This window comes from Nocardia stercoris (assembly GCF_003696265.1).
Taxonomy (GTDB): Bacteria; Actinomycetota; Actinomycetes; order Mycobacteriales; family Mycobacteriaceae; genus Nocardia; species Nocardia stercoris.
The window spans coordinates 92,434-118,760 of sequence record NZ_RFFH01000003.1 but is presented as its reverse complement, the minus strand read 5'-3'; the positions used below and the strand labels follow the sequence as shown (position 1 = coordinate 118,760).

General features: G+C 69.9%; 29 protein-coding genes and 1 pseudogene. 19 read left to right on the top strand and 11 right to left on the bottom strand.

The genetic code is table 11. The features are described 5' to 3' along the window. Positions 1-110 precede the first annotated feature (110 nt). The 7 genes from EBN03_RS09020 to mshC all read left to right on the top strand — a co-directional run bounded on the left by EBN03_RS09020 (position 111) and on the right by mshC (position 5,730). Entirely contained in the window at positions 111-482 is a 372-nt protein-coding gene (locus EBN03_RS09020; protein ID WP_122187503.1) for a nuclear transport factor 2 family protein, read from the top strand. A 180-nt stretch (positions 483-662) separates the two neighbouring features. Beyond that, positions 663-1,472 carry an esterase/lipase family protein gene (locus EBN03_RS09015; protein WP_158675570.1) on the top strand — a complete coding sequence of 270 codons (810 nt, stop codon included), beginning with the start codon at positions 663-665 and terminating at the stop codon, positions 1,470-1,472. Positions 1,473-1,536: 64 nt separating this feature from the next. Beyond that, entirely contained in the window at positions 1,537-2,004 is a 468-nt protein-coding gene (locus EBN03_RS09010; RefSeq protein WP_122187501.1) for a PaaI family thioesterase, read from the top strand. Between the two features lie 171 nt (positions 2,005-2,175). Then, on the top strand, positions 2,176-2,922 hold the full coding sequence (locus EBN03_RS09005) for a histidine phosphatase family protein (RefSeq protein ID WP_122187500.1): 747 nt from the start codon (positions 2,176-2,178) through the stop codon (positions 2,920-2,922). Positions 2,923-2,954: 32 nt separating this feature from the next. Next, entirely contained in the window at positions 2,955-3,539 is a 585-nt protein-coding gene (locus EBN03_RS09000; RefSeq protein ID WP_122187852.1) for a DUF3090 domain-containing protein, read from the top strand. 4 nt (positions 3,540-3,543) lie between these two features. Beyond that, positions 3,544-4,344 (top strand): SCO1664 family protein, encoded by an 801-nt coding sequence (locus EBN03_RS08995; protein WP_122187499.1) that lies wholly within the window; start codon positions 3,544-3,546, stop codon positions 4,342-4,344. Positions 4,345-4,491: 147 nt separating this feature from the next. After that, positions 4,492-5,730, top strand: coding sequence for a cysteine--1-D-myo-inosityl 2-amino-2-deoxy-alpha-D-glucopyranoside ligase (gene mshC / locus EBN03_RS08990; RefSeq protein WP_122187851.1), 1,239 nt, complete (start codon positions 4,492-4,494; stop codon positions 5,728-5,730). An 80-nt stretch (positions 5,731-5,810) separates the two neighbouring features. Here the strand turns inward: mshC and EBN03_RS08985 are convergent, their stop codons facing one another. From EBN03_RS08985 to EBN03_RS08975, 3 genes are all read right to left on the bottom strand, one after another. After that, positions 5,811-6,302 (bottom strand): SRPBCC family protein, encoded by a 492-nt coding sequence (locus EBN03_RS08985; RefSeq protein ID WP_122187498.1) that lies wholly within the window; start codon positions 6,300-6,302, stop codon positions 5,811-5,813. Further along, the gene (locus EBN03_RS08980; protein ID WP_233608266.1) at positions 6,299-6,643 is read right to left on the bottom strand and encodes an ArsR/SmtB family transcription factor; all 345 of its coding nucleotides are present in this window, start codon (positions 6,641-6,643) and stop codon (positions 6,299-6,301) included. The genes EBN03_RS08985 and EBN03_RS08980 overlap by 4 nt, the downstream gene beginning before the upstream one ends. 97 nt (positions 6,644-6,740) lie before the next feature. After that, entirely contained in the window at positions 6,741-8,612 is a 1,872-nt protein-coding gene (locus EBN03_RS08975) for an APC family permease (RefSeq protein WP_233608305.1), read from the bottom strand. A gap of 682 nt (positions 8,613-9,294) precedes the next feature. On the opposite strand from EBN03_RS08975, the gene EBN03_RS08970 reads away from it, so the two are divergent. Together EBN03_RS08970 and EBN03_RS08965 are read left to right on the top strand one after the other, a co-directional pair. Beyond that, entirely contained in the window at positions 9,295-10,875 is a 1,581-nt protein-coding gene (locus EBN03_RS08970) for a serine/threonine-protein kinase (protein WP_122187496.1), read from the top strand. An 83-nt stretch (positions 10,876-10,958) separates the two neighbouring features. Next, complete coding sequence (locus EBN03_RS08965; protein WP_122187495.1) at positions 10,959-11,192, top strand: hypothetical protein; 234 nt, start codon at positions 10,959-10,961, stop codon at positions 11,190-11,192. A 355-nt stretch (positions 11,193-11,547) separates the two neighbouring features. On the opposite strand, the pseudogene EBN03_RS35815 reads toward EBN03_RS08965, so the two are convergent. The 3 genes and pseudogenes from EBN03_RS35815 to EBN03_RS08955 all read right to left on the bottom strand — a co-directional run. Continuing rightward, positions 11,548-11,796: pseudogene (locus EBN03_RS35815) on the bottom strand (hypothetical protein); the annotation flags it as partial. 259 nt (positions 11,797-12,055) lie between these two features. Continuing rightward, complete coding sequence (locus tag EBN03_RS08960) at positions 12,056-12,829, bottom strand: ArsR/SmtB family transcription factor (RefSeq protein ID WP_122187849.1); 774 nt, start codon at positions 12,827-12,829, stop codon at positions 12,056-12,058. Positions 12,830-12,837: 8 nt separating this feature from the next. Next, on the bottom strand, positions 12,838-13,278 hold the full coding sequence (locus EBN03_RS08955) for an SRPBCC family protein (protein ID WP_122187494.1): 441 nt from the start codon (positions 13,276-13,278) through the stop codon (positions 12,838-12,840). Positions 13,279-13,459: 181 nt separating this feature from the next. On the opposite strand from EBN03_RS08955, the gene EBN03_RS08950 reads away from it, so the two are divergent. Next, complete coding sequence (locus tag EBN03_RS08950) at positions 13,460-14,467, top strand: RNA polymerase subunit sigma-70 (RefSeq protein ID WP_199742682.1); 1,008 nt, start codon at positions 13,460-13,462, stop codon at positions 14,465-14,467. 552 nt (positions 14,468-15,019) lie between these two features. Then, positions 15,020-15,826 carry an LLM class flavin-dependent oxidoreductase gene (locus tag EBN03_RS08945; RefSeq protein WP_122187492.1) on the top strand — a complete coding sequence of 269 codons (807 nt, stop codon included), beginning with the start codon at positions 15,020-15,022 and terminating at the stop codon, positions 15,824-15,826. A gap of 191 nt (positions 15,827-16,017) precedes the next feature. On the opposite strand, the gene EBN03_RS08940 is transcribed toward EBN03_RS08945, so the two are convergent. Then, on the bottom strand, positions 16,018-16,473 hold the full coding sequence (locus EBN03_RS08940; protein ID WP_122187491.1) for a MarR family winged helix-turn-helix transcriptional regulator: 456 nt from the start codon (positions 16,471-16,473) through the stop codon (positions 16,018-16,020). A 93-nt stretch (positions 16,474-16,566) separates the two neighbouring features. Between EBN03_RS08940 and EBN03_RS08935 the strand changes: the two genes are divergently transcribed. The 5 genes from EBN03_RS08935 (at position 16,567) to EBN03_RS08915 (ending at position 20,962) form a co-directional block, all read left to right on the top strand. Further along, positions 16,567-17,349: a dioxygenase family protein gene (locus tag EBN03_RS08935; protein WP_122187490.1), complete on the top strand. Its 783-nt coding sequence runs from the start codon at positions 16,567-16,569 to the stop codon at positions 17,347-17,349. 27 nt (positions 17,350-17,376) lie between these two features. Beyond that, on the top strand, positions 17,377-17,895 hold the full coding sequence (locus EBN03_RS08930; protein WP_122187489.1) for a DoxX family protein: 519 nt from the start codon (positions 17,377-17,379) through the stop codon (positions 17,893-17,895). A gap of 158 nt (positions 17,896-18,053) precedes the next feature. Beyond that, positions 18,054-18,611 carry a hypothetical protein gene (locus tag EBN03_RS08925; protein ID WP_122187488.1) on the top strand — a complete coding sequence of 186 codons (558 nt, stop codon included), beginning with the start codon at positions 18,054-18,056 and terminating at the stop codon, positions 18,609-18,611. Then, positions 18,608-19,930, top strand: coding sequence for a Dyp-type peroxidase (locus EBN03_RS08920; protein ID WP_122187487.1), 1,323 nt, complete (start codon positions 18,608-18,610; stop codon positions 19,928-19,930). Before EBN03_RS08925 ends, EBN03_RS08920 begins: the two co-directional genes overlap by 4 nt. Before the next feature lie 21 nt (positions 19,931-19,951). Beyond that, positions 19,952-20,962 carry a hypothetical protein gene (locus EBN03_RS08915; protein ID WP_199742681.1) on the top strand — a complete coding sequence of 337 codons (1,011 nt, stop codon included), beginning with the start codon at positions 19,952-19,954 and terminating at the stop codon, positions 20,960-20,962. Positions 20,963-21,169: 207 nt separating this feature from the next. Here EBN03_RS08915 and EBN03_RS08910 read toward each other — a convergent pair whose 3' ends face one another. From EBN03_RS08910 to EBN03_RS08900, 3 genes are read right to left on the bottom strand one after another with little or no spacing between them, the layout of a single operon-like run. Continuing rightward, complete coding sequence (locus EBN03_RS08910) at positions 21,170-22,234, bottom strand: MerR family transcriptional regulator (protein ID WP_122187485.1); 1,065 nt, start codon at positions 22,232-22,234, stop codon at positions 21,170-21,172. 12 nt (positions 22,235-22,246) lie between these two features. Then, positions 22,247-22,903, bottom strand: a complete 657-nt coding sequence (locus tag EBN03_RS08905; RefSeq protein WP_122187484.1) for a HEAT repeat domain-containing protein — start codon at positions 22,901-22,903, stop codon at positions 22,247-22,249. A gap of 35 nt (positions 22,904-22,938) precedes the next feature. Further along, the gene (locus EBN03_RS08900) at positions 22,939-23,715 is read right to left on the bottom strand and encodes an SDR family oxidoreductase (protein WP_233608265.1); all 777 of its coding nucleotides are present in this window, start codon (positions 23,713-23,715) and stop codon (positions 22,939-22,941) included. A gap of 66 nt (positions 23,716-23,781) precedes the next feature. Between EBN03_RS08900 and EBN03_RS08895 the strand changes: the two genes are divergently transcribed. From EBN03_RS08895 to EBN03_RS34515, 3 genes are all read left to right on the top strand, one after another. Next, positions 23,782-24,147 carry a winged helix-turn-helix transcriptional regulator gene (locus EBN03_RS08895; protein ID WP_122187482.1) on the top strand — a complete coding sequence of 122 codons (366 nt, stop codon included), beginning with the start codon at positions 23,782-23,784 and terminating at the stop codon, positions 24,145-24,147. Positions 24,148-24,409: 262 nt separating this feature from the next. Next, the gene (locus EBN03_RS08890) at positions 24,410-24,754 is read left to right on the top strand and encodes a hypothetical protein (RefSeq protein ID WP_122187481.1); all 345 of its coding nucleotides are present in this window, start codon (positions 24,410-24,412) and stop codon (positions 24,752-24,754) included. After that, on the top strand, positions 24,751-25,050 hold the full coding sequence (locus EBN03_RS34515) for a MerR family transcriptional regulator (protein WP_199742736.1): 300 nt from the start codon (positions 24,751-24,753) through the stop codon (positions 25,048-25,050). Before EBN03_RS08890 ends, EBN03_RS34515 begins: the two co-directional genes overlap by 4 nt. A 170-nt stretch (positions 25,051-25,220) precedes the next feature. Here EBN03_RS34515 and EBN03_RS08880 read toward each other — a convergent pair whose 3' ends face one another. After that, on the bottom strand, positions 25,221-26,276 hold the full coding sequence (locus tag EBN03_RS08880; protein WP_122187480.1) for an NAD(P)H-dependent amine dehydrogenase family protein: 1,056 nt from the start codon (positions 26,274-26,276) through the stop codon (positions 25,221-25,223). Between the last annotated feature and the right edge of the window lie 51 nt (positions 26,277-26,327).

The following is a 26,327-nucleotide window of genomic DNA, read 5'->3' as shown; positions in this document are numbered from 1 at the left end:
ATCGGGACAGGGATTCCGCTCGCGGCGCAACCGCTTCGGACCGGTCCGGGGACGCGCTCCGGCTGCTAGACTTCGAATTAGAACACGTTTCACTTTTGATGGGAGTTTCCATGGCAGTGCAGCCCCGGGATGTGGTCGAGCAGTACGTGAAGCTGGTGGCCACCGGCCCGATATCGGCGATCCTGGACCTCTACGCCGCCGACGCGGTCGTCGAGGACCCGATCGGCACGCCGGAGCGCCGCGGCCACGAGGCCATCGCCGAGCTGTACCAGGCGCTGGAAGGCCTCGAGCGCACCACCGAACTGCATACGGTGAAGGTCGCCGGCAACCACGCCGCCGCCTCGTTCACCCTGGTCGCGGTCGGCAACGGGCACCGGATGACCCTGGCGCCGATCGACGTGATGGAGCTGAACGACGAGGGCAAGATCGTCGCCATGCGCGCCTTCTGGGGCCCCGACGACCTGAAGGTCGTCCCGGCCTGACCGGCTCGCGCTGCGGTGTGGGGTTTCCGCAGCGGAAATCCCCACACCCCATCACGATTCACGCTATCCCGGTCGCCGAATCCCGCCGCCGAGATTCCGACCGCTGGGTAACCTACCGCCGGAACATGGCCCACCAGCTGGTAGGCAATGGGCGTCTAATGTTCGACCGAAGGGATAGCTGTGCGCGCATCGGCCTTTTTGGCCTTGTTACCGGTGGTCGCGCTCGCACTGCCCGCCGCGGCGGCCGTCGCCGATCCGGCTCCTCCGGCGATTGGCGACTGGAACTGCCATCCGACGGCCGAGCACCCGCGTCCGGTGGTGCTGATCCACGGAACCGCCGGTGGTGCTCGCGATTGGCGGGTGCTCGCGCCGCGCCTGCAGGCGCAGGGCCGGTGTGTGTTCGCCCTCGATTACGGCCGTGATCCGCGAATTCTGTTGCCGTTGAACGCGTTCGCGCCGATGGCGCAGTCTTTGGACGCGGTCGGCGCGTTCACCGAGCAGGTGCTGGCGGCCACCGGTGCGACGCAGGTCGATCTCGTCGGGCACTCCCAGGGCGGCGTGCTGGCCATGCAGATCGCCCAGCGGCTCGGCCCCGACGCGATCCACTCGGTGCTGGCGATCGCGCCGACGACGCACGGGACCGCGCTGGACGGCCTGGTGGACCTGTCCGACGGCACCGGGCTGCGTCCGGTGGTCGACGACGTGCTGCGGCAGGGGGTCTGCCCGGCGTGTGCCGATCAGGAGGTCGGCTCCGAGGCGGTCGACGAGCTGAACAGCGCCCCGATCACCGTGCCGGGGATTCGCTACGGCATTCTGGCCACTCGGCAGGACTTGGTCGCCACGCCCGGCGGGCCGGGGTCGTTCGTCGACGAGCCGGGTGTGATCGACGATCTGGCCGACGATCTGTGGCCCGGGCATGTCCTCGAACACGGTTCGCTGCCGCGGGATCCACTGGTCGACGATTGGGTCTGCGCGCATCTCGACGATTGACCTGGACAGCGTCTCCCGTCGAGCGGTATGAAATTGGAACACGTTTCAGTTCGAGGGAGTGGCGATGGAGAACACGGCAGTCGACCCGGTGTGGGCAGGGTTCCAGCAGCTCGGATTCATCCGGTACACCGGCATGGAATCGGTGGAGTACCGCCCGGGCCGCAATGTCGTGCAGATCGCGCCGAAACCCGAACACCTCAACCACAACGGGGACCTGCACGCCGCCATCCTGTTCGGGCTGGCCGAGACCGCGGCGATGGGCGCGTCCGTCTCCGGGATCGTGGACCTGATGGGGGAGACCTTCATCGTCGCCCGCGACGGCCGCATCGAATACCTCGCCCGCGCCAAGGGGGACGCCGGGCCGATCCGCGCCACCGCCGAACTGTCCGACGAGGTGCTGCGGCAGGCCCGCGCCGACATCCAGGCGCAGGTCCCGGTCGAACTCGCCGTCACCGTCGACCTCACCGACAACACCGGAAAGTCCGTCGCCGCAGCCACTTTCACCGCCGTACTCCGCCCGCGCCGCAAGTAGGCGGTGCGCGGTGCCACACACCGGCGGGCCTTCCCGGCACCGGATCACCGTGCTCGACCAGGCATTTCGCGGTCGAGCCGCCACGGCGCCGGTTCCGGCGGTGCGGCGGTGCGCAACCGGTCACACGCACAGACCGCTGGTGGTGTGGCCCTGATCGCCTAGGCTGGTGGCATGACGGTGATCCTGCTGCGGCACGGGGTATCTACCTCGAATACCGCGCGCACGCTCGCAGGTCGCAGCCCGGGCGTGGACCTCACCGACCAGGGCCGCGAACAGGCACGATCGATCGCCGCGCGCCTGGGTGAACTGCCGATCGGCGCGATCGTGCACTCCCCGCTGCTGCGCTGCACCCGGACCGTCGCGCCGCTGGCCGACAAGCTCGGGATCGAAGGCGAACCCGACGAACAGCTCATCGAGGTCGACTACGGCGAATGGACCGGCCGCGCCCTGGCCGACCTGATCAGCGAACCACTGTGGAAGATCGTGCAGCGTCACGCCTCCGGCGCGGTGTTCCCCGGCGGCGAAGGCCTCGCCGACGTCCAGTACCGGGCCGTGGCCGCGATCCGGTCCCGCGACCGGGAACTCGCCGCGGCCCACGGCGGCGACGTGCTGTGGGTGGCGTGCACGCACGGCGACGTGATCAAGTCCGTGATCGCCGACGCCTACGGCATGCACCTGGACAGCTTCCAGCGCATCGTGGTGGAACCGGCGTCGATCAGCGTGATCCGGTACACGCCCGCCGCACCCATGGTGTGGCGGGTCAACGACACCGGCAGCGACCTGTCGGCGCTGGCCGTGACCGCCGGCCACGGTGGCGAGCGGTCCGGGCCGGTGCCCGGCGGAGAGGTCGGCGCACGCACCTCCCCGCCACCGGACCCGGATAATGGGAGTGCGCAACGTTCCGATGCTGGTGAGTGAGTCGGTTATGCAACCGGTTTCAGGAGGTGCTGGTGGCCCGTGCAATTCATGTGTTTCGCACCCCCGATCGTTTCGTCGCCGGAACGGTCGGTGAGCCGGGCGACCGCGCCTTCTACCTACAGGCCGTCCAGGAGCCCCGGGTGGTCAGTGTCCTGCTGGAGAAGCAGCAGGTGAAGGTGCTGGCCGACCGGATGGGCCTGCTGTTGGACGAGGTGGCCCGCCGCTTCGGCGCCGAGGTGCCCCCACAGCCGTCCGACGTCGACGACACCGCCCCGCTGCGCACCCCGATCGACGCGGAGTTCCGGGTCGGCACCATGGGCCTGGGCTGGGACGCCGACGCCGGCGCGGTGGTCGTGGAACTGCTCGCCATCACCGAGAGCGAGGTCGACGAATCGGTCGTCCTCGACGACACCGAGGAGGGCCCGGACGCGGTGCGGGTGTTCCTCACCCCGAGCCAGGCCCGGGAGTTCGCCCTGCGGTCGACGCGGGTCATCGCGGCGGGACGCCCGCCGTGCCCGCTGTGCGGCGAACCCCTGTCCTCGCGCGGGCACATGTGCGTGCGCACCAACGGGTACAAGCGCGGCGATATCTTCGGCGCGACCGATCTGGAGGAATGAGCGTTTGCAGTCGGCCGTCGACGACAGTTTCCACACCGGTGACCTGTCGGTCCTGGGACGGGTGTCCACCGCCAGCAATCTGACCCTGGTGTGCGAACTGCCCACCGTCGGCGACGCGGCTGCGCAGCGGGTGGTGTACAAGCCGGTACGCGGCGAGCGGCCGCTGTGGGACTTCCCCGACGGCACCCTCGCCGGCCGCGAGGTCGCCTCCTATCTGGTGTCGCAGGCGCTGGGCTGGGGGTTGATCCCGGAGACGGTGTTGCGCGACGGCCCGTACGGTCCCGGCATGGTGCAACGCTGGATCGAGATCACCGAACCCGATCCGGCCCACCCCGACCTGGTCGACCTGGTGCCCGCGGGGGCGGTGCCCCCGGATTTCCTGGAGGTACTGCAGGCCGTCGACGGCTCGGGCACCCCGGTGTCGCTGGTGCACGCCGACGATCCACGACTGCGGCGCATGGCGGTGCTGGACGTGCTGATCAACAACGCCGACCGCAAGGGCGGGCACGCGCTCGACGGCGTCGACGGGCAGGTGTACGGGGTCGACCACGGTATCTGCCTGCACAGCGAGCCGAAGCTGCGGACCGTGCTGTGGGGCTGGGCGGGCACCCCGGTCCCGGCGGACCTGCTCGGCGATATCGAACGCTTCGCCGCTGCCCTGCCCGGCGCCACCGCCGACGCGCTGGCCGCGCACATCACCGACGCCGAGATCGACGCGCTCGCCGGGCGGGCGAAGACCCTGCTGGAACAGCCGGTGCTGCCGTTCCCGAATTCGGCGCGCCCGATCCCGTGGCCGCCGTTCTGATCCGGATCGAATCGTACTGATTTCAACTATCGACACCTGCGGATATCGGCAACGACGCAGGTCACCACGACCCTGCCCGATACTCGCCGGGGTGCTGTGACCGGGGTCGACGTACGCGGTGTCCGGTTCGGCCACTACCCTCGAATCATGCAGTCCTGGTCCGAAACCGCCGTCCCGACCGTCCCCGGATCCGGACCGCCCTTGCGCCTGTACGACACCGCCGACCGCCAGGCCCGCCCGGTCACCCCGGGCAAGGTCGCCGGCATCTACGTCTGCGGGATCACCCCCTACGACGCCACCCACCTCGGGCACGCCGCCACCTACCTGACCTTCGATCTGGTCAACCGGACGCTGCGCGACAACGGCCACGACGTGCACTACGTGCAGAACGTCACCGATGTCGACGACCCGCTGTTCGAGCGCGCCGACCGCGACGGCATCGACTGGCGGGACCTGGGGACCCGCGAGATCGAACTGTTCCGCGAGGACATGACCGCGCTGCGGGTGCTGCCGCCACGCGACTACATCGGCGCGGTCGAATCGGTCGGTGAGGTGGTGGAACTGGTCGACAAGCTGCTGGCCTCCGGCGCCGCCTACACCGTCGCCGACGCCGGGTTCCCCGACGTCTACTTCCGCCACGACGCCACCGAACAGTTCGGCTACGAGTCCGGTTACGACCGGGCCACCATGGACGCCCTGTTCGCCGAACGCGGCGGCGACCCGGACCGGCCGGGCAAGCACGATCCGATCGACGCACTGCTGTGGCGGGCCGCGCGCCCGGGTGAGCCGTCGTGGCCGGCGCCGTTCGGTGCGGGCCGGCCGGGCTGGCACATCGAATGCGCCGCGATCGCCCTCAACCGGCTCGGACCCGAGTTCGACATCCAGGGCGGCGGCAGCGACCTGATCTATCCGCACCACGAGTACTCCGCCGCGCACGCCGAGGCGCTGGTCGCGGGGCGCCGCTTCGCCCGCCACTACGTGCACGCCGGGCTGATCGCGCTCAACGGGGAGAAGATGTCGAAGTCGCGCGGGAACCTGGTGTTCGTGTCGAAGCTGCGACGCGCCGGGGTGGATCCGGCGGCGATCCGGCTGGGACTGTTCGCCGGTCACTACCGGCAGGACCGGGAATGGTCGGATCCGGTTCTGGCGCAGGCACAGTCGCGGCTGGCCCGCTGGCGGGAGGCCACCGCGCTCGCGTCGGGCCCGGACGCCACCGACACCGTGGCGCGGGTGCGCGCGCATCTGGCCGACGACCTGGACACCCCGAAAGCGCTGGCCGCACTGGACAGTTGGGCCGAGCGGGCGCTGGCCTACGGCGGGGCGGACGCGGCGGCGCCGCAGGCGATCGTCACGGCGGTCGACGCGCTGCTCGGTGTCACGCTGTAGCACCACGACCCACCGGTGGCCCCGGCTCGCGCGACGAGCCGGGGCCACCGGTGTATCCGGGTGCGGCCGAGCGCGATTCGTCAGGCCGTGGCGACGACCTTGACGTACTCCTCCTGCAGCGCGGGCCAGCCGCCGGGGGAGGCGACCGCGTCCCGCATGGATTCCCATCCGTCGCCGTGGTTCTCGAATCCGGAGTGGATCAGGGTCACGCTGGTGCGGGTGTCGTCGAGCGGGGTGAAGGTGACATCGACGCGGCTGGCGCGGGCGGGGTCGGTCTCGAGCTGCCAGGTCAGATCGATGGCCCAGGTGAAGGAGAACGCGGTCGGCGGCTGCCACACCAGCACCCGACCCCAGGCGCATTCGGTGCCGTCGACGCAGCGGCCGTAGAGGCGGCCGCCTTCGAACGGCTCCACCACCTCTTCGGCGAGCGGGCTCGGGCCGATGTGGTGGTCGCGGTTCCACCAGCTGTCGATGCCGGTCGTGAAGACCTGGTACGCCTGTGCGATCGGCGCCTCGACGACCATGTCGACGCGCACCTCGGTGCCGGTGCGCGCGGGGCTGTCCTGAGTCATGGTTGTTCCTCCGTTGCGGTTCGGGTGCCTTCCTGGGCCTGCCGGTGGGCTTCGTCGCGGTAGGCCGACAGCGCTGTCGACCAGAAGTGGGTGAAGTAGGCGCAGAGTGCGTCGATGCCGGCCGGGTTCAGCCGGTACACCCGGCGGGTGCCGACCGCGGCGTCGGTGACCAGGCCGGCCTGTTTGAGTACCTTCAGGTGCTGGGACACGGCCGGCCGGCTGATCGGCAGTTCGGCCGCCAGTTCCCCGACCGCGCAGGCTCCGTGGCCGAGCCGCTCGAAGATCGCCCGGCGGGACGGATCGCCCAGCGCGTCCAACGCGGCCCCTTGGTAAGTCCCCACGAACCGTAAGTCTACGCTTACATATATCGCTCGACCAGCCCCGGAAACGACGAACGCCGCCGGAGCACCGGCGGCGTTCGTCGTTGGTCGTGACGGGCTAGCTGTCCACGTGGACATGCGGCCGCTGCCGACGCTGGGGGATCTCGCGACGCAGGATCTCACGGGTCACCGGCGCCACCTCACCCTCGCCGCCGAAGATGAACTTCAGCAGGTTCACCAGCGGATTCCCTTCCGTCCATTCGAAATAGACGTGCGGGTTGAGGCCGGTGCGGTCGCGGATCGCGATCAGGATCGCCGCGATCGAGTTCGGCACCGCGGTCGCCTCCACCGACAGGATCTTGTACTTCTCCAGTTCGACCGCCTTGACGTGCAGGGCGGTGGAGAACTCGGAGGCGTCCTTGACGATGACCTCGAGGAACAGGATCGGCTCCTTGGCCGGAATGTGCGATTCCAGCCGCTGCTCGGCCTCCTTGGCCCGGTACTCCTCGGGATCGCGGTCCTCGACGCCTTCCAGGTCGTGGGTGACGATGCGGATGGTGCCGGTGGCGGCGATCTTGTCGATCAGCCAGGCGGCCTTCTCGTCGAAATCGACCTCGATGGCGCGCAGCTCGAACGCGCGCCGCACCCGCGACACCATCGACACCACGATGATCGCCACGATGAACAGCGACGCCAGCTGCACACCCTCGGGGCGTTCGAACACATTCGCCACGGTCGTGTACACGAAGACCGCCGACACCGCGCCGAAGCCGAGGATCTTCCATTTCTCGCCGGCGCGGGCCGCCGACAGCGTCACCGCGACCGCGGCCGAGGTGATCAGCACCAGCACACCGGTCGCGTACGCGCCGCCCTGGGCGTCGACGTCGGCGTCGAAGTACACGGTGATGCCGAAGGAGATCACCGCGAACACCAGCACCAGCGGCCGCGACGCGCGCGCCCACTCCGGTGCCATGCCGAAGCGGGGCAGGTAGCGCGGCACCAGGTTCAGCAGGCCCGCCATGGCCGAGGCGCCGGCGAACCAGAGGATCGCGATGGTGGAGATGTCGTAGACGGTGCCGAAGCCGTCACCGAGGTACTGGTGGGCCAGGTAGGCCAGGGCGCGCCCGTTGGCCTCGCCGCCGGTCTGGAACTTCTCGTTCGGGATCAGGATGGTGGTGATGATGCTGGTGACCACGAGGAAGCAGCTCATGATGATGGCGGCGGTGGTCAGCAGTTTGCGGGTGCCCGCGATCCGGGTGGTGGGGTGGTCGGGGTCCTCGCCTTCCTTGCCGCGGATCTGCGGCATGACCGCGACACCGGTCTCGAACCCGGACAGGCCCAGGGCCAGTTTCGGGAACACCAGCAGCGACACCCCGATCATGGCGACGATGTTGCCGTGCTGGGAGAACATCAGGTCTTTCCACACCACGGTCAGGTGGGGGGCCTTGACGACCTCGTAGACGCCGACGACCGACACGATCAGGTTGAGCGCCAGGTAGGCGAACACCAGGACCACGGCGGTCCCGATGGCCTCGGCGAATCCCTTCAGGAAGATCGCGGCCAGCAGGGCGAGCAGCGCCAGCGTGATGAGCATGTTGTGGCCGTGCAGGGCGTGCGGCACGATCGGGTTCTCGACCAGGTGCGCGGCGCCGTCGGCGGCCGACAGGGTCATGGTGATGACGAAGTCGGTGGCCGCGAACCCCAGCAGCACCAGGATGAAGAACTTGCCGGTCCAGCGCGGCAGGATGGCGGTGAACATGGCCAGTGAGCCGCCGCCGTGCGGGCTCTCCGCCGCCACCCGCCGGTAGACGGGCAGGGCGCCGAGCAGGGTCAGCGCGACCAGTACGACGGTGGCCATGGGGGACAGCACACCGGCGGCGACGGCGGCGATGCCCGGCTGGTAGCCCAGGGTGGAGAAGTAGTCGACACCGGTCAGGCACATGACCTGCCACCAGGAGCGCTGGTGGTGGACCTCGGCCTTCTTGACCATCGGTCCGGGGTGGCGCGAGTACTTCTCGTCGTCGGCTCCTTCCAGGAGCCACGTTGTGAAACCCGAACGCGGCCGTTCGGTGGTGGTGGTCACCTATGTCCCCCTCAGGGAGTCCTCGTCCGGAATGCCCGAACCCCTCGTCTGTCCGGGGTCAATGTACAAGTTCCTTACACCACGCGAACCCAAGGGTGAGGACCGTACGGTCCGCGACACCGACCGTCCGGCCCGCCTGCGGCACCGGCGATCTCCACCCGCTGGCAACTGTTCGGCATCCTTGAAGGGTATCCGGTCACCATCGCGAAGTGAGCCGCGATCCGCTGAACAGCATCGATGCCGCAACCATCCCCGGAACGGGCCCACCACCCACCCGTCCCCCCGGAATACCCGGTTGCGCACCCGCGCCCTGCCCGCCCGGATCCATACGAATCCTTTACGCCCCCACCGTGTTACCCGGATCACGCACACGACCGGAACGGCGCGACGACGCATATGCGCCACCCGCGTGTCATACACTGCGACCAGCACCGAATCGCCCACCGCACAACACTGTTCACACCCGCCGAGCCCGCGCCGACCACACCGCGGGCCACCCGCCGGCATTCGGCTTGCGCACGGGCGGTCCGCTCGTGTGGGATCGACACAACGGCCCGCTCCCGCGCGCCGCACGGAAGGACCGACCCAGATGCGCCCGCTGGCCCCCGACGACCCCACCGTCATCGGACGCTATCGACTCCTCGGCGTCCTCGGCGCGGGCGGCATGGGCAAGGTCTACCTCGGCCGCACCATCGGCGGCCGCACCGTCGCCGTCAAGGTCGTCCGCGCGGAACTGGCCCACGACAACGAGTTCCGGACCCGCTTCCGCCGCGAGGTCGACGCCGCCCGCCGCGTCGGCGGCCGCTACACCGTGCCCGTCCTCGACGCCGACGTCGACGCACCCACCCCCTGGCTGGCCACCGGCTACGTCGCCGGACTGTCGCTGCGCGACGCCGTCGACGAATACGGGCCGCTGCCCGAGCCCGCGCTGCACACCCTCACCGCCGCCCTGGCCCACGCCCTGGCCGACATCCACCGCGCCGGGGTCGTCCACCGCGACCTGAAACCGTCCAATGTGCTGATCACCGTCGACGGGCCACGCGTCATCGACTTCGGGATCGCGCGCGCCGCCGACCAGAGCGTGCTCACCGCCACCGGCGACGTCATCGGCTCACCGGGATACATGTGTCCCGAACAGATCACCGGCGCGGCACCGGTCGGCGCCGCCGGTGACGTGTTCGCCCTCGGCGGCGTCCTCACCTACGCGGCCACCGGAGCCGGCCCGTTCGGGGAGGGCGATTCACTGGCCATGCTGTGGCGGGTCGTGCAGGAGGAACCGCGCCTGGACGCGGTGCCCGCCGGCCTGCGCCCGATGATCGCGGCCTGCCTGGCCAAGGAACCCGCCGAACGGCCCGAGCCGGGGGAGCTGGCCGCCCGGTTCCCGGCCACCGACACCGTGGGCTGGCTGCCCGGACCGATCCTCGAGGTGGTCAGCCGCCGCGCCATCGAACTGCTCGACCTGGAATCGCATCCGGTCGACGCCCCCGAACCGACCGCGACCCGGCAGTCGCCGGCCTGGGAGAACACCGGGGCACCGGGATTCCCGACCGCGGCACCGGCGTTCCCGGTCCCCGCGCACCCGCACACCGACCGCTCGGCGATCACCGCACACCATCCCGGCCCGGCCCCCGCGGCCCCGGTGACGGCGCGCCGGTCGCGCCGGAAGGTGCTGGCGACCGCCGGTGCGGGGATCGTCGCGCTCGCCGCCGCCGGTGGGCTGAGCGCACTGTTGGCCTACAACCACGGCGGCGGGGGGAGTGCCGCGACCACGACGACCACGTCGGTGGTCGTGGCGGCTACCACGGGCGCGACGGTCGCCGGGGCGCCGGGCGCGGCGCTGCCCGCCGCGTATGTCGGCACATGGACCGGTACCGCCAGTGACGGTCTCGCCGCCTTCGACATCGAGCTGACCCTGCACGCCGGCCAGGTCGGCGACGAGCTCGGCACCTCCAGCAACACCGGTCAGACCATGGGCGACAGGTGCAGCCGCGCGGAGACCCTCACGGCCGTCACCGGTACCGCCGTCACCCTGCGGGCCCGCCTGACCGGAGGAGTCGCGTGCATGGACAACGGGCAGCCCTCCACCGTCCAGCTCGGCACCGACGGCACCGCGAACTACAGCATGACCGGACCATTCGGCGATATCCACGGAATCCTGCACAAGAGGTGACAGCCACGTAGCACCAGGGAGATCCGCCCCCACCGACCGTTTCCGACCGGGAACGGCCCGTCTGAAAGATATAGCGTCACACCATGATCCACACCGGAGCAGCCGCGACCAGCCCGTACGAAGACCCGTGGCCGACCGCACAGCGGCCACGCCTGGACGTGCTGGCATCCGACTCGGCCCCCGAGGTCCCCGCCCTGGGCGCCAACCCGCTCCCGGCCGCCGACATCGCCCGCCTGCCCAAGGCTGCCCGCCACCGTATCTCGGCCTACATCCACATGCAGCTGGCAGCGCTGGAGGAGATGCCGGACCCCCTGTGATGCGCTTGTGGCCACGGCCCTTCGGGCTACAGGGCCCGGTGATCCGATCGGGAGACGGGGGAGCCGGCAGCAATGCGCCGGGCACTTCACCGAACTCGCTTATCTGACATAACGTATTGCGATTCGGGGCGTTCAGCGGCCAGCCGATCCATTCCGGTGTCGGCGTCCCGAAACTGCGGCACGGCAAGGGCGGGGTTGTGCGGCGGATTCCATGAGTCCGGCACAATCTCGACCCATGCAGCGCGCGGCCATCATCAGCGCGCCAGTTTTTCTCGCGGATCAAGTCGCCACGGCGGCCTGATTCCGTTCCTTACCGTGCCTCAGGAACGTGGACACAGAGCCCCTTCACCCCGCCTTAAAACGTCACTGTGACGAAATAATGGAACACAAAGGGGAGGAGGGGCGTCCAGAGTGGCCACCGCAGAGCGCCGACGACACAATACGACGCGTCACCGAAGACGGTCCGGGACATCACATCGATTGCCTCGCGGCGACCCCAGCAAGAATAATCGACGGCAGCGAGTAAACGCTCCCGGTCGTCACGAAAGTTTCCCAGCCCGACGTTGTGCGCCGGACACAGCAGTCCACGTAGCGCGATCGTGGTCGACCGACAGTGGCATCTTCAGCACAGCAGAGCCCGACCATTCACGGGCTAACGAAGCTGAGGGCTTCCCGGTGCGCCGCGCGTTCGCCGGCGTTCCGTCCGGTCAGCTGCCTGGCACTGCACGAGCTGGCTAGGCGACATTGGTCATGCCGGGAAGCGGGGTACTACATCCCCTTTACTTGTCATAATGTCGATTATCGGCGTTACATAACTTCGCAGATTACGTTGTTGTGCAACAGATTTCGCGCGCCAGGTGTCGCTATGTGCCGGTGGTGGCAATCAGGTCACCGGTTTCGAGCAGGGTTTTGAGGTCGGCGAGGACGCGGGGCCAGCCGCGGCTGATGCTGTCGAGGACTTTGCTGCCGGGCGGGAAGCCGTCGTGGATCACGGTGAGTTTCACGAGGTCGCCGAGGTCTTCGATGTGGAAGGCGACTTTGGATCGGGGTTCGGTTGTTCCACCGTCGCAGGTGGTCGTGTGGTGCCAGGTGTAGGCGAGCAGGCGGAACGGGTCGGATTCGAGGACGACCTGTTCGGGGTCGTCGGCGATGCGGCCGTCGCCGGTGGTGACGGTGATGGCCGAGCCCGGCCGCCAGTCCGATTCGAAGGTGTAGCCGGCCCAGTACCGGCGGGTGAAGGCGGGTTCGGTCAGTGCCCGCCACAGCTGTTGTGGGGTGGTGCGGATGTAGGTGGTGTAGACGAAGTCGTCTCGGCCGCGCGTGTCCACGGGGGTCCCTTCCAGGGCTTGTTTCAGATCGGCCAGCGCCTCGACGCGGGCGCGGTCGTAGCGGTCGATCCAGCGTTCGGCGATCTCGTTGATCGGCGCGGGGTTGAGGTAGTGCAGTCGTTCTCGGCCGCGTCGCACCGCGGTGATCAGGCCGGCGTGCTCGAGGATCGCCAGGTGCTTGCTGACGGACTGCCGGGCCATGTCCGCGCCGGCGCACAGTTCCCGTAGCGTCTGGCCGTTGCGGGCGTTGAGACGGTCCAACAGGTCGCGGCGGGTGGGATCGGCCAGGGCCCGGAAGACGTCGTCCACGAGGGCGGTCAATTCCAGCTGCTGGCGCGCGGCATGTCCGCGACCGGCTGCCAGCCGCCGTGTTCGAGTCCGTTCTTCAGGCTGAACAGGAACTGTCCCCAGCGGGTGGAGCAGTGGTGCATGAATTCCACCGGCTCACGCCAATCCGCGTGGGTGAAGTTGACGACGGTCTCCCCTGCCGCCGGTCCGGGAGAGAAATCGAAGGTGATGGTGGTGCCGACCCATTCGCCGGGGCCGGTGACGCATTCCCATCGCACTCGCCTGCCCGGCACGAGTTCGGTCACCCGCGTGGTAAGGACAGGTTCGTCCTGATCGCCGAATTCGAGTGCGTGTTCGCCGTCGCCGCGGGCGGGCATCCACCATTTCGATACCCCTTCGGGAGTGCGCACGGTGTCGTAGACCTGCTGCTGTGGCGCGTACACGCCGACGCGATGACGGATGTCGGGCATGGTGGTCCCTCCTCGGCGATAGGCAGCCGATCGACTACCCATTCAGATTAGGCAGCCGATCGGCTGCACGTCAACGGGCAACGCGAAATACACCGACCAATCGGCGGGCTCTCCGGCGTCTCAACAGGTGCATGGGCCGGACAGGGCCCGGTGGCGGGACGGAAGGCGAGGATGGATGCCGATGGAGACAACGGAGCTGATCGCGCGGGCGCGGGCCGGCGACGAGGACGCGTTCCGCGATCTGGTGCACGGCCACTCGCACGAGTTGCAGGTGCACTGTTATCGCATTCTGGGATCGTTGCAGGACGCGGAGGACGCGGTGCAGGAGACGCTGATGTCGGCGTGGCGTAATCTGGCCGGCTTCGGCGAGCGGTCGTCGCTACGGACCTGGTTGTACAAGATCGCGACGAATCGGTGTCTGGACATGGTGCGGGCCGAGGGTCGTCGCCCGCGGATCGCACCGCGGTTGCCGGCGGCCGTCCTGCCCGATCCGTCGGGTGCCGGGGACCCGCCCTGGCTGGACCCCTACCCCGATGTCCTGCTCGACCGTCTCGTCGAACCGGGACCGGAGGTCCGCTACGAGACCACCGAGGCTGTCTCGCTGGCGTTCGTCACCGCCCTGCAACTGTTGCCGCCGCGCCAGCGTGCCGTGCTGGTGCTCCGTGACGTGCTGGGCTACCCCGCCGCGGAGGTGGCCGGGATGCTCGACACCACCCAGGATTCGGTGCAGAGCGCGCTCAAACGGGCCCGCGCCACGGTCGACGATCACCTCGCCGGATCCGGCAGGCCGGCCCGGCGAGCCGACTCCGCGGCCGAGCAGCGGCTCGTCGCCCGGCTCGCCGACGCGCTGGAACGCGCCGACCTGGACGCGCTGATCGAACTGCTGGCCGCGGATGTGCGGCTGTCCATGCCGCCGGTCATGCTGGAGTACCACGGAATCGACGCGGCCCGGCGTGTTTTCGCTGCCGCGATCTTCCGTCCCGGCCTGGTCTACCGTGTGGTCCCCACCCGCGCCAATGGCCGGCCCGCGTTCGGGGTGTACCTGGCGGACCTGCACACCGGCATCTTCCGGGCGTACGGCCTGCACGTGGTGACCACCGACGGCGACCGGATCTCCGCCCTCACCTGTTTCACGGCCGATGTTCTGTCGCGCTTCGGACTCCCCCGCACGCTTCCCGAAACAGATTGACCGGCTCCCGCACACCGGCTGGTCGCCTGTCGGCGGCGGTGAGCCCGACGACTGGACTCGTTCGCCTGCGCCATCGCCTCCCCAGCCGCCACCTGGGCTGGGGAGCACCGCATCGGCCGCTGGTTCACTGGAAGTCTGGGTGATCGCGCTCGCGGGCGACGTCGCACTACCCCCTGAAGCCGCCGAACAGCTCCCGCGTCTCACTGCAAGGCACCGGGAGTGCCCTCTTCTGGATGGGGTCGGCGCCACGGGATCCTGCCGCCGACTGGAAGGCGAAATATGTTCTACTGCAACCGTAGTGAAGGTGTCAGCAGCTCTTTCACCTGCCGAGGACTGAGGAAATCCGCCGATTCCGCCGCTGAGCGGGGCCGGTGCGGCTGCCGCCGGTGATGCTGGGCACGCCTCGAGGCGTCGGCCGCGACCGGTTCGGGCGACCCGAATGGAGGCCGCCGCGGCCCTCGTCGCATGCTGCCGCAGACGAGCGGCACCGATGAGTCTCGGGCCGGTTCGTCGTCGGTAGTGCGAAGGGTTCGACCGACAGGAGTTGCAGCTGTGACCAGACCGTTTCGATTCGGGGTCGTTGCCCCGCTCATGACCGAGGTGGCGACCTGGCGGGATCAGGCGCGCCGGATCGCCGACAACGGGTATTCGACGCTGCTGGTGCCCGATTTTCCGTTGACGCAGCCGGCGCCCGCCGCGATGCTGGCCACGGTGGCGGCGCTGACCGAGTTGCGGGTCGGTACGTGGGTGTACGCGTCGCCGTTGCGTCCGGCGTGGTCGACGGCGTGGGAGGCGCATTCGCTGTCGGTGCTGACCGAGGGCCGGTTCGAGATGGGTATCGGTGTGGGGCGGCCGGGTATCGAGGACGAGTTGCGGGACAAGGGGCAGCCGGAGGTGCCCGGGCCGGGTGCGCGGCTGGCGGGGATCCGGGAGACCGTGGACCGGTTGCGGGAGCTCGACGGCCCCGACCGCTACACGCCGGTGGCGATGGCGGTTTCCGGCCCGAAGGCGCGTGCGTTGGCGGCCGAGGTCGCGGACACGGTGACGTTGGCGCTGGGCGATCAGCCGCGCGCGGAGGTGGCGCGGCTGGCGCGGGAGTTCCGGACCGAGGCAGGTCCGGAACTGGCGCTGGCGGTGCCGGTGGTCGGCGATGTGGTGGCGCCGTATATGGCGTCACCCGCGACGGATGCGGCGGCGTGGCGGGCGGCGGACGCGATGACGGTGCTGCCGGACGATCCGGCGGCGGCGATCGAGGAGATTCAGCGGCGGCGCGAGGAGATCGGCTTCTCCTATTTCGTGTTCGGTGCGGTTGCCGCGGACCGGTTCGCTCCGGTGGTCGCCGCACTCGCGGGGCGTTGACCGGCGAGCCGGGCGGATTCGACTGGCGGGCTGCCGAGTTCGACCGGCGGGCTGCCGAGTTCGACCGGCGAGCTGCCGGACTCGATCGGCAAGCAGCGCGGACTCGACTGGCGGGCTGCGCGGTTCGAGTCGGCCGACGGGTTGTCGGCGCGTGGTTGCCGTGCGGTGCGGATCTCGAGAGCGGTTGCCGCTCACTGCTGTAGTCGGCGGGTGACTTCTTCCAATCCGTCTGCGAGCGCGGTCAATTGGGCGGGGGTGAGGACGTCGATGAGGATTTCGCGGGCTTTGGCGACGTGGCCGGGGGCGATGGCGGCGAGGCGTTCCCGGCCGGCGTCGGTGAGGACGGCGTTGATGCCGCGGACGTCGGTCGGGCAGGGTTCGCGGCGGACGAGTCCGGCGTCGACGAGTTGGCCGATCTGGTAGCTGAGTCCGCTCTTGGAGTGGGTGAGGTCGGCGGCGAGTTCGGTCATGCGGACCATGCCGCCGGGTGCTTCGGAGAGCCGGACGAGGACTTCGTATTGCAGGTGGGACAGGCCGGCGTCGGCGCGCAGTTGCTGGTCGAGGCTGCGGTTGACGAGTCCGGCCGCGGTGAGGAAGGCGCGCCAGGCCCGTTGTTCCTCGTCGTCGAGCCACTGCGGTGGTGTCACGTGGTTCACCCTACCCGCCTGTTGTTCGAATTCGAACTGGCTGCTACGGTCGCAGTAGTTCGAATTCGAACATGTCCGAGGTTTGGAGGCAGCATGGCGACCACCACCGACCGCATGCCGGTGATCTACCTGTCCCACGGCGCGCCACCGCTGGCCGACGACCCGATCTGGCCCGGCCAGCTCGCCGCCTGGTCGGCGGACCTGCCGCGCCCGACCGCGATCCTGATGATCTCCGCGCACTGGGAAGCGGCCCCGATCACGGTCGGCGCCACCGAGACCGTGCCGCTGGTCTACGACTTCGGCGGCTTCGCACCGCACTACTATCGGGTCACCTACCCCGCGCCCGGCGCGCCGGAACTGGCCGCGAAGGTCGCGGCGCTGCTCGGCGGCCCGCACGGCGCGGTGCGGCAGGAACCCGAGCGCGGACTCGACCACGGCGCGTACGTGCCGCTGGCCGAGATGTATCCCGACGCCGACATCCCGGTACTGCAGCTGTCGATGCCGACGCTGGCCCCGGCCGAACTGGCCGCGCTCGGTCAGCGGCTCGCACCGCTGCGCGACGAGGGCGTCCTCATCGTCGGCAGTGGCTTCTTCACCCACAATCTGCGCGCGATCCGCGCCGGCGACCGGCGGCTCGCGCAGGCGCTCACCGAGTTCGACGATTGGGGTTCGCGCGCACTGGACGCCGGCGACCTCGACAGCCTGTTGAACTTCGAGCACGCCGCGCCCGCCGCCCGCCTCGCGCATCCGCGTACCGAACACTTCGCGCCCCTGTTCGTCACCTTGGGCGCGGGCCTGGACGATCTGGGCACCCAGCGCAGTGTCATCGACGGCGAGTGGCTCGGACTGTCCAAGCGTTCCATCCAAATCGGCTGACCCCCGGCCACTCTCGAAAGGCTTCCCATGACCACGCTCGCTCCCTCCCCCGCAGCCGACACCCGCACCCACGACCTGGGCGTGCTGGTGCTGCGGGTGATCGTCGGCGGCATCATGGCCGTGCACGGCACCCAGAAACTGTTCGGCTGGTTCGGCGGTCACGGTCTCGACGGCGCGGCCACAGGGTTCGCCGCCATGGGGTATCCGGCGGCGAAGGCGATGGCGACGCTGGCCGCGGTGATCGAGACCTTCGGCGGGCTGGCGCTGATCGTCGGGCTGCTCACGCCGTTGGCGGCGGCCGCGATCGTCGGCAACATGCTCAACGCGGTCGTGGTGAAGTGGGACGGCGGGTTCTTCGCCCCGAACGGTTACGAGTACGAGCTGCTGTTGACCGTGGCGGCGGCGGCGCTGGCGTTGACCGGGCCGGGCGCGATCGCGGTGGACCGGTTCGTGCCGGTGTTGCGCCGGCATCGGCTGGGTTACGGGGTGGCGGCGTTGGTGCTCGCCCTGGTCACCGGTGTGATCTTCGCGCTGATCCGGAACTGAACGACGAGCGTGCGGGCCTGCGGCTGTTCGCGGCAGGCTCCGGCGGATCGCGATGTGGTCTCCGTTCGGCTACCACCGGGCAATCGGTCTCGCGGATCGGGTGCACAGGGCATAGCGTCGGTGTCTTGCGGCTTTGGCTCGACAGCAGAGGAGCACCGATGCCCGACGATCAGGACTGGAGCAAACCCGCCGCGCTGGCCATCCCCAAGGGGGGCTATTTCGAACTGGAACGCGGCCGGTTCGGCCCGATTTTCCCGAGAACGCCTGCCTGTTACGGGTTTTCGATCATCGCGAAGGTGAAGCCGGGCCGCGAGGACGCGATCCGCGAGCACGGCAAAGTCTTGGAGCAGGCGGTCGCGGCGGATCCGACCGTGCTGGCGGTGCTGAAACTGCACTATCTGCGCTGGCAGGTGTTCCCGATCGGCGACGACCTGTACTTCCAGTATCAGGGCATCTTCGACACCGATTTCGACAAGTACACCGAGGACGCGGTCGCCCTGTTCAGCGCCACCGGCATCGACACGGTGTTCACGAACCTGGAGGGCTTCCCGGCGGACTGGAAGGAGAACCCGGCCGCGTTCGTCGAGTTCGTCCGCGAGCATCACGTCCCGAGTTTCCTCGAGTACGGCGAATACCCGTACGTGTCCGCCGACGAGATCAAGAAGGCGTTGCGGCTCAAGGCCGCGTTCTCCGACATGCTCGACCAGATGCAATGACGCTGGAACTCGACGACATCCAGCACATCCTGCTGACCCGCACCCCCGCCATCACCGGCCGCTACGAGTTCCTCACCTTCGACACCGCGGCCGGGGGGCGGGCGTGGCTGACCGCCCTGCTGGACCGGGTGCAGTCCGCGGCCGATGTGCGTGCCACCGTGGACGCCGCCGACCGGTGGGTGACGGTGGCGTTCACCTGGACCGGGCTGCGGGCGCTGGGGGTGCCCGAGGACGCGCTGGCGAGCTTTCCCGACGCGTTCCGGGAGGGTATGGCCGCGCGTGCCGACATCCTCGGCGACACCGGCGACAACGCGCCCGCGCACTGGGGCGGCGGGCTGGCCGGGCCGGACCTGCACGCGATCGCGATCCTGTTCGCCCGCACCGACGAGCAGTGCCGGGCCTCGATCACCGAACACGACCGGCTGCTGGCCCGCACCGACGGGGTGCGCAGCCTGTCGCATCTGGATCTGAACGCGACCCCGCCGTTCGACTACGCCCACGACCATTTCGGGTTCCGGGACCGGCTCTCGCAACCGGTGATGAAAGGCTCCGGGGAGGAACCGACCCCGGGGTCGGGGCCGCCGCTGGAGCCGGGCGAGTTCATTCTCGGCTACCCGGACGAGGACGGTCCCGCACCGCCGCTGCCGCAGCCGGACGTGTTGTCGCGCAACGGGAGTTATCTGGCGTACCGGCGGTTGCGCGAGCATGTCGGCGCGTTCCGTGACTTCCTGCGCGCACACGCCGACACCCCGGACGGGCAGGAGTTGCTGGCGGCGAAGTTCATGGGCCGCTGGCGCAGCGGCGCCCCGCTGGTGCTGTCCCCCGACCGTGACGATCCCGAACTGGGCGCGGACCCGTTGCGCAACAACGACTTCGGCTACAAGGAGCAGGATCCGTTCGGGTACGCGTGCCCGCTGGGCTCCCATGCTCGCCGCCTCAACCCTCGCGACACCGCCGCGAACATCAACCGGCGCCGCATGATCCGCCGCGGCGCCACCTACGGTCCGGCCCTGCCCGCCGACGCACCCGACGACGGCGCCGACCGGGGTATCGCGGCGTTCATCATCTGCGCGAATCTGGTGCGGCAGTTCGAGTTCGCGCAGAACGTGTGGATCAACGACGAGAGTTTCCACGAGCTCGGTAACGAGCACGACCCGATCGTCGGCAGCCAGGACGGCAGTCTGGACTTCACGGTCCCCAAGCGCCCGATCCGCACCGTGTACCGGGGGTTGCCGGCGTTCACCACCGTCACCGGCGGCGCGTATTTCTTCCTGCCCGGGCTGACCGGGCTGCGGTATCTGGCATCGCTGCACACCTGACCTCGCGAAGGGGCCCCGATCATGGGTACACCGGCACGCACCTACAACCAGAACCATGTGGCCCGCCCGCACACCGGTGGCCGCCGGATCAGCATCTACTGGACGTGGAGTTATCCGTGGGAGGCGCAACGGGATCCGGCGGCGATGGAGAACCGGTTCTCCACGATGACCGAGGTCCGGAATGTGACGTGGCCGGCGTACGAGACTCCCGAGTACGCGGCGGATCATTTCCTGCAGGGCATCGCGGGCACGCTGGAACTGTTCCACCGCTCGACACTGTCGTTCCAGGCGCTGGCCGGGCAGGTGACCGGTCATCCGGTGGCGGTGTTCCAGCGCATCGACCAGGCCGGGTATCGGCTGCCGATCGACGAACGGATCCTGGCCGACACCGACACCCTGCTGGTGTTCGGTCTCGACCATCTGCTGGCCGAGCAGGAGGCCGGACCGGAGGAGATCGAGGCGATCCGGGCGTGGCTGCGCCGCGAAGGCACGTGCCTGCTGTTGGCCCCGCATCATGATGTCGGGTTCACCGACGATTACGCGCAACGCCAGATGGAGTACCTGCATCACGGGGATCCGTTGGTGCCGCGTCAGCAGCGGTTCGGCCAGTACACCCGGTCGCTGATGCGGGCATTCGATGTTCCGGTGCACAACATCTGGGGTCTGCGTCCGGCGGTCGTCCCCGGTACCGACGAGATCGCGCCCTTGAACGGCCGCCGTGATCTGGACGCGGCCGGGCTGCTGACGGATGTGACCACGTTCAACTTCCATCCGCATCTGCCGCATTACGAGCTGACCGCTCCCGAGAGCGACGCGCTGCGGGTGCTGGCCCGCCAGCCGGTGGAGCTGTCGCGCCCGCACCCGTTCACCGAGGCCGGTAACACCGAGTTCAACACGCTGGTGTGGCTGCCGCCGGCCGGTGACCGGGCCGGTGACATCGTGCTGGCCGATTCCACCAATTTCACGACCCTGTTCGGTGGGACGGACAGTTTGGAGAACTTCTGGCGCAATCTCGCCACCCTGGGCCGCTAGGCCGCCGGGGGATGTCGGCCACGCCGGACGGAACCGACCTGGCCGAAGTCCAGCCGCAGGGTTGAATTCCTTGCCGCACAGTGTGTTTCGTGGTGGTACTGCTGTTCGGCGGCCGGGAACCGGACCGGTTGCACCGCGTCGGCGAGCCAGTAGCCCGGCGTGGTGTTCCGTGCCCGGCCGTCGCGCCGGTGACCGTGTGGTGCGGGGTCAGTGGTCGCGTCGGCCGATGATGGCGGTGGCGGTGGCCGCGACGGTTCGGTCGCTGTCGGTGGTGAGTTCGGTGAGCGCGTGGTGGGCGGCGGGGCCGGGAATCTCGGCGAGCGCCTGTGTGATTCGCAAGCGGACCGCGGGGTCGCCGGTGTCGGTGAGTGTCGCGCGTAGCTCGGTGACGATCTCGGCGCCGGAATCGGCGGCAGATACGTCACCGGCAGCTATGTCGGTGGCAGCTATGTCGGTGGTAGACGAGTCGGCGGTGGTCGGCCCGGCGGCGATCACCCCGAGCGCTTCGGCGGCCTCGATGTCGGCGCGGCCGGCGACGATCATGTCGAGCAGGGCCGCGACGGCGGCGGTGTCGCGGCGTGCTCCGAGCGCGAGGGCGGCGCGGTCGCGCACGGTGGGGTCGCTGTCGGCGAGTGCGGTGCGCAGCAGGCCGGTCGCGGCCGCGGTGGGGACGGCCGCGATCGCGCCGGCGGCCCGGCGGCGGATCTCGGGTTCGGGTGCGTCGAGGCCGGCGGCCAGCCCGGCCAGGCCCGCGCCGCCGGCCCGGGCCAGCGACCAGCGCAGTGCGCCGGCGACATTCGCGTCGTCCTCGGCCAGGGCGGCCTCGACCAGCGCGGCGACCGGCAGCGCGCCCCCGTGCTGGGTGAGTACGGCCTGCTGGCGGGCGGCACCGGAATCCGATTCCAGGGCTCGTAGCAGGGCGACGACGCCGGTGACGTCCGACCAATCCGCGGGTGCGGCGGCGTCGACGCGTTCGAGCCGGTGCAGCAGTTCGCGTTCGGCGGCGATCCGGGCGCGGGTGTGGTCGATGAGGTCGCCGACCAGGTCGGCGGGCGCGAATTCGGGGTCGTCGAGTGCTCGTTTGGCGTCGTGCAGGGACAGTCCGAGGGTGCGCAGGCATTCGACGTGGAACAGGCGGGCGATGTCGGCGGTGGTGTACTCGCGGTAGCCGCCGGAGGTGCGGCCGGTGGGCCGCACCAGTCCCAGGGTGTCGTAGTGGCGCAGCATGCGGGTGCTGACGCCGCAGCGGCGCGAGACCTCACCGATCAGCATCGCGTCCTCCTCCTAGCGGTCCGGGCCGGTCACCGCGACCCGTTTCGCCAGTTCCCGGGCCGTGTCGAAGCCGCGGTCGGGGTCGCGGCGCAGTTGTTCGGTGGCGGCGGCGTGGGCGCGCACCCGGGGGTCGGGGCTGGTCGTGGCGGCGGCGAGTACCGGGTCGGCGGCGTCGCCGAGCGCGGCCAGGGCGCGGCTCAGTGCCAGGTGTACGGTACGGTCGCCGCGGCCGAGCGCGGTCCCCAGGTCGGCGGCGAGGGCGGGTTCGGCGCCGGAGGGGACGAGCGCGACCGCGGCCCGCCACGCGCTGAGCGCCACCTCGTCGTGGTCGTCGTGCAGTAGCGCGGTCACGGCGGGCCAGGCGGACCGGTCCCCGATCTTGGACAGGGTGTGCAGGGCTTGCGCGCGTGCCTGTGCGGCGGCGGAGGCGAGTTCGGCGCGCAGGGCGGGCACCGTGATCCGGGCCGGCATCCGGCACAGCGCCCAGGTCAGCATGTCGCGGACGTAGAAGTCCGGTTCGACGGCGCTGCGGGCGAGCAGGATCGGTACGAACGCGGGGTCGGCCAGGCTGCCGGCGGTGAGCGCGGCCCGCAGCCGGGTGGACGGGTCGTGGCCGGCGAGGGCGGCGAGGAGGCGAGCGTCGGGCTCGCCGGGGTGGGTGGGGTTCATGTGACCACCTCCTTCACCGACCAGTGCAGACCCTGTCACTGTGTGAAGGTCAAGTCCTCGGTGAGGTAGTCGCTGCCGCCGACGAAGACGGTGCGGGCTTCGGTGCCGGGGCGGGCGGCTTCATCGGCGACGGCGGTGGCGAATTCGGTGACGGTGGGCAGGGGCAGGGCGGCGCGGCGGGCGGCGACGGCGGCGGGGTCGCGGCGTTGCAGGAGCCGCACGACGATGGTGCCGTCGACCATGTCGCCGGACACGATGGACAGGCCGATGCCATGCTCAGCGAGTTCGGTTGCACGGCAACGCATATCGTCCTCACCGGCGCGTTTGGACTCGGCGACGGGACGGTAGGCGGCTGGAACGTCGCGGCGGGCGACGAAGTGGGCTTGGTGGCTGGTGACGAACACGATGCGGGAACCGGGGGCCAGCAGGGGCAGGGCGGCGTCGACGAGCCGGTTCGGGGCGTCGCGGTTGACGCGCATCGCGTAGCCGGGGTCGGCGCCGACTTCGAGGCCGCCGGAAGCGTTGAGGACGAGTGCGTCGAGCCGGCCGTGGCGGGCGCGGATCTCGTCGAACATGGCGGTGACGTCGGCGGTGTCGGTGATGTCGGCGGTGTCGGTGATGTCGGCGCGGACGGTGCAGGCGCTGCCGCCGGCGGCGGCGACGGTGGCGGCGACGTCGCGGGCGCGGCGTTGTTTCTCGCGGTAGTTGATGATCACGTGGTGGCCGCGGGTGCCGAGGAGGCGGGCGGTTTCGGCGCCGATTCCCCGGGAGGCGCCGGTGATCAGGGCGATGCGTGTGCGCGGTTCGGCCATCGGTGTCGCTCCCATGCTTCTGATCGAGAAGTGCTTCTGATCGAGAAGTGAGTATGGTGGTTCGAAATGAGAAGCGCAACCGCGGACGACGACGACCCCGAGGCCCCCGTGTACGCCGCCATGGACCTGCTCGGGCAACGCTGGATCCTGCGCGTCATCTGGGAACTCGAACCCGGCGCGCTCGGTTTCCTCGAACTGCGCCGCCGCATGGGCAACTGCTCGTCGAGCATGCTCGCCGACCGTCTCGCCACCCTGACCGCCGCGAACATCGTCACGAAACTGCCGGACAAGAGCTACGAGATCACCCCCAGCGGCACCAGTTTGGGACGCGCGCTCGAACAGGTGTGGCGGTGGGCCGACAAGCACGCCGCCGACCTCGACACCGCCACCCGCACCACACCCGCCGGCGCCGGCGCCCGCCGCCGCACCTGACCGAGACCCGCTGCCGTACAAGAGAATTCGAGAACCCGGATTCCGGTACCGATCGCCGGAATCGGGCTTTGCGCCTACGAGATCGCCATGGCCGCCTGTTTCGCAGGCGGTGTTCCTGCCGGCCGTCGCGCCCGGCCGGGAGCGTTCTCGACCGGGACCGGCGGCGAACCGATCCGGGCCCGGGCGGACGCGGTGAGCGCACTGCCCGACAGGACTGCCCGGGGTTGCATCCGGTACCGGGGTACAGGCTTACCGTCGAGGTATGACGTTGTCACCAGCTCACGAGGATTGGGTGCCGTCGGCGTGCACGCTCGCGACCGCGGAGCAGCCGATCCGGGTCGCCGAGCTCGACCGGTTCTTCGCCACGTCCGTGCGTGCCGTCCGCCGTCGCGGACCGGCGCGGCTGGAGGTGATCGTGGATGCGGGCGCCGGAGCGTGGGCGCGGGATCTGGCCGGGCGCGAGTCGCGATGCTGCTCGGTGTTCGGTTTCGACTTCACCGACACCGCGGACGATGTGGTGATGGGTGTCGCGGTGGCGGCGGCCCACCGCGAGGTGCTGGACGCGTTCGCCGCGCGGGCGGAGTCGAGGATCGGTGCCCGGCGGTGAGCGCGCTACGTACCGGCGAGCTCGCGGCCGCAGCCGGGGTGAACATTCAGACGTTGCGCTACTACGAGCGCCGCGGGCTGCTCGCCGAACCCGACCGCAGCCCGGGCGGGCATCGGCTCTATCCGCGGGAGTCGGTGACGGCGCTGCGGGCGATCAAAGCCGCCCAACGCCTGGGGTTCACGCTCGACGAGGTCGCGCAACTGCTCGCAGGCTCCCGGGCCGGTTCGCGCCGGCGCCCGCCGGCGGGCCTGCGGTCCCGTGCCGGCGCCAAGCTGCCGAAATCGACGCCCGGCTAGCCGAACTCACCGAAGTCCGTGACACGCTGCGCGCGGCGCTGGCCGCCGGCTGCGCGGATCTGCTGGCGTGCAGCGAATCCCCCGCTTGCCCTGTTCCGTTCGACCCGGCGCCTACCGGACGCCGGTGACCGCGACGGCCCGTGCGGTGACCGGGCCGCGGCTGGAACGGTTCAGGCCCGTGCGGCGAGGTCGGGGTGGGCGCGGCCGGCGACGACGGGCAGATCCAGGCTGGATTTGATGCCGGGCGCGGCCGCGCACACGTACGGGATCGAGTTGACGCAGTGGTTGGCGGTGGCCACGATCCCCGGGTTGCGTTTCAGGCCTTCGGCGATACTGCTGGGCTGCCAGCCGCGGATGGTGACGAAAGTGTCGGGGTCGCCGTTGATCTCGATCTCGTAGCGTTCACCGTCGGGACCGAATTCCCAGCCCGGTTCGAGGCCGTCCTCCCCCATCAGCCAGTTGACCGCGATCCGCACCACCGGCCGCTCGCCGACGATCGCGTCCCAGCAGAAGCGTTGCGCGGCGACCTGCCCGGGTTCGATGATCCCGAGCGGTGATTCGATCGGCGCGGCCGCGACCCCGACCTCATGGGTGGTGTCGATGCGGGCCTGCGCGAAACCCAACGTGTCCAAGCACATTCGCACCGACTGCCGGAATCCGCCGGACAGCAGTTTCAGCATCGGGGACTGCCGGGCCTGTTCGGGTGTGCCACCGAATCCCATCACGAAACGCAGCACGTCGGGGGCGTCGTAGGTGCGCATATCGGAGAATTCCTCGGCCCGCACGAACGTCACCGCCGACGACATCGCCGACAGCACCAGCGGATGCAGGTCGGTGGTCCCGCCCGGGTTGATCCCGATACCGTGCAGGGTGACACCACCGTCGAGGCACGCCTGAGCCAGTTCGCGGTCACGCTCGCCGGGATAGAACCAGCCGACCGGGGTGACGACGTTCTTGCCCGAACGCAGAATCCGCGCCACCTCAGCGGGATTCGGGACCAGCGGCGCGTACACGACCGCGTCCGCGTCCAAGGCCAGGATCTGCTCGATATCGGTGGTGGCGGACACCCCGATCGGCGCGATACCGACGATGTCACCGACGTCACGGCCGTGTTTGGTGTCGCTGTGTACGTAGCAGCCGACCAGTTCCAGGTCCGGATGTGCTTGCACCGCTTCGACAGCCGCTTTCCCGACCCCGCCGGTGGCCCACTGCACGACCCGCACCATCGGTCCTCCTCGACAGACGCTGTGAGAGACGATCTCCCGAGCAGGCTCGAG

What these genes read in the sequence shown, in the direction of transcription:
- EBN03_RS08965 (WP_122187495.1), top strand. Translation starts at nt 10,959, where the DNA reads ATGATCCACACCGGAGCAGCCGCGACCAGCCCGTACGAAGACCCGTGG.
- EBN03_RS08895 (WP_122187482.1), top strand. Translation starts at nt 23,782, where the DNA reads ATGAGAAGCGCAACCGCGGACGACGACGACCCCGAGGCCCCCGTGTAC.
- EBN03_RS08950 (WP_199742682.1), top strand. Translation starts at nt 13,460, where the DNA reads ATGGAGACAACGGAGCTGATCGCGCGGGCGCGGGCCGGCGACGAGGAC.
- EBN03_RS08985 (WP_122187498.1), bottom strand. Translation starts at nt 6,302, where the DNA reads ATGACTCAGGACAGCCCCGCGCGCACCGGCACCGAGGTGCGCGTCGAC.
- EBN03_RS09010 (WP_122187501.1), top strand. Translation starts at nt 1,537, where the DNA reads ATGGAGAACACGGCAGTCGACCCGGTGTGGGCAGGGTTCCAGCAGCTC.
- EBN03_RS08930 (WP_122187489.1), top strand. Translation starts at nt 17,377, where the DNA reads ATGACCACGCTCGCTCCCTCCCCCGCAGCCGACACCCGCACCCACGAC.
- EBN03_RS08955 (WP_122187494.1), bottom strand. Translation starts at nt 13,278, where the DNA reads ATGCCCGACATCCGTCATCGCGTCGGCGTGTACGCGCCACAGCAGCAG.
- EBN03_RS08975 (WP_233608305.1), bottom strand. Translation starts at nt 8,612, where the DNA reads ATGGTCAAGAAGGCCGAGGTCCACCACCAGCGCTCCTGGTGGCAGGTC.
- EBN03_RS08915 (WP_199742681.1), top strand. Translation starts at nt 19,952, where the DNA reads ATGGGTACACCGGCACGCACCTACAACCAGAACCATGTGGCCCGCCCG.
- EBN03_RS08890 (WP_122187481.1), top strand. Translation starts at nt 24,410, where the DNA reads ATGACGTTGTCACCAGCTCACGAGGATTGGGTGCCGTCGGCGTGCACG.
- EBN03_RS08920 (WP_122187487.1), top strand. Translation starts at nt 18,608, where the DNA reads ATGACGCTGGAACTCGACGACATCCAGCACATCCTGCTGACCCGCACC.
- EBN03_RS08905 (WP_122187484.1), bottom strand. Translation starts at nt 22,903, where the DNA reads ATGAACCCCACCCACCCCGGCGAGCCCGACGCTCGCCTCCTCGCCGCC.
- EBN03_RS08900 (WP_233608265.1), bottom strand. Translation starts at nt 23,715, where the DNA reads ATGGCCGAACCGCGCACACGCATCGCCCTGATCACCGGCGCCTCCCGG.
- EBN03_RS08970 (WP_122187496.1), top strand. Translation starts at nt 9,295, where the DNA reads ATGCGCCCGCTGGCCCCCGACGACCCCACCGTCATCGGACGCTATCGA.
- EBN03_RS09020 (WP_122187503.1), top strand. Translation starts at nt 111, where the DNA reads ATGGCAGTGCAGCCCCGGGATGTGGTCGAGCAGTACGTGAAGCTGGTG.
- mshC (WP_122187851.1), top strand. Translation starts at nt 4,492, where the DNA reads ATGCAGTCCTGGTCCGAAACCGCCGTCCCGACCGTCCCCGGATCCGGA.
- EBN03_RS08925 (WP_122187488.1), top strand. Translation starts at nt 18,054, where the DNA reads ATGCCCGACGATCAGGACTGGAGCAAACCCGCCGCGCTGGCCATCCCC.
- EBN03_RS08935 (WP_122187490.1), top strand. Translation starts at nt 16,567, where the DNA reads ATGGCGACCACCACCGACCGCATGCCGGTGATCTACCTGTCCCACGGC.
- EBN03_RS08880 (WP_122187480.1), bottom strand. Translation starts at nt 26,276, where the DNA reads ATGGTGCGGGTCGTGCAGTGGGCCACCGGCGGGGTCGGGAAAGCGGCT.
- EBN03_RS08910 (WP_122187485.1), bottom strand. Translation starts at nt 22,234, where the DNA reads ATGCTGATCGGTGAGGTCTCGCGCCGCTGCGGCGTCAGCACCCGCATG.
- EBN03_RS09005 (WP_122187500.1), top strand. Translation starts at nt 2,176, where the DNA reads ATGACGGTGATCCTGCTGCGGCACGGGGTATCTACCTCGAATACCGCG.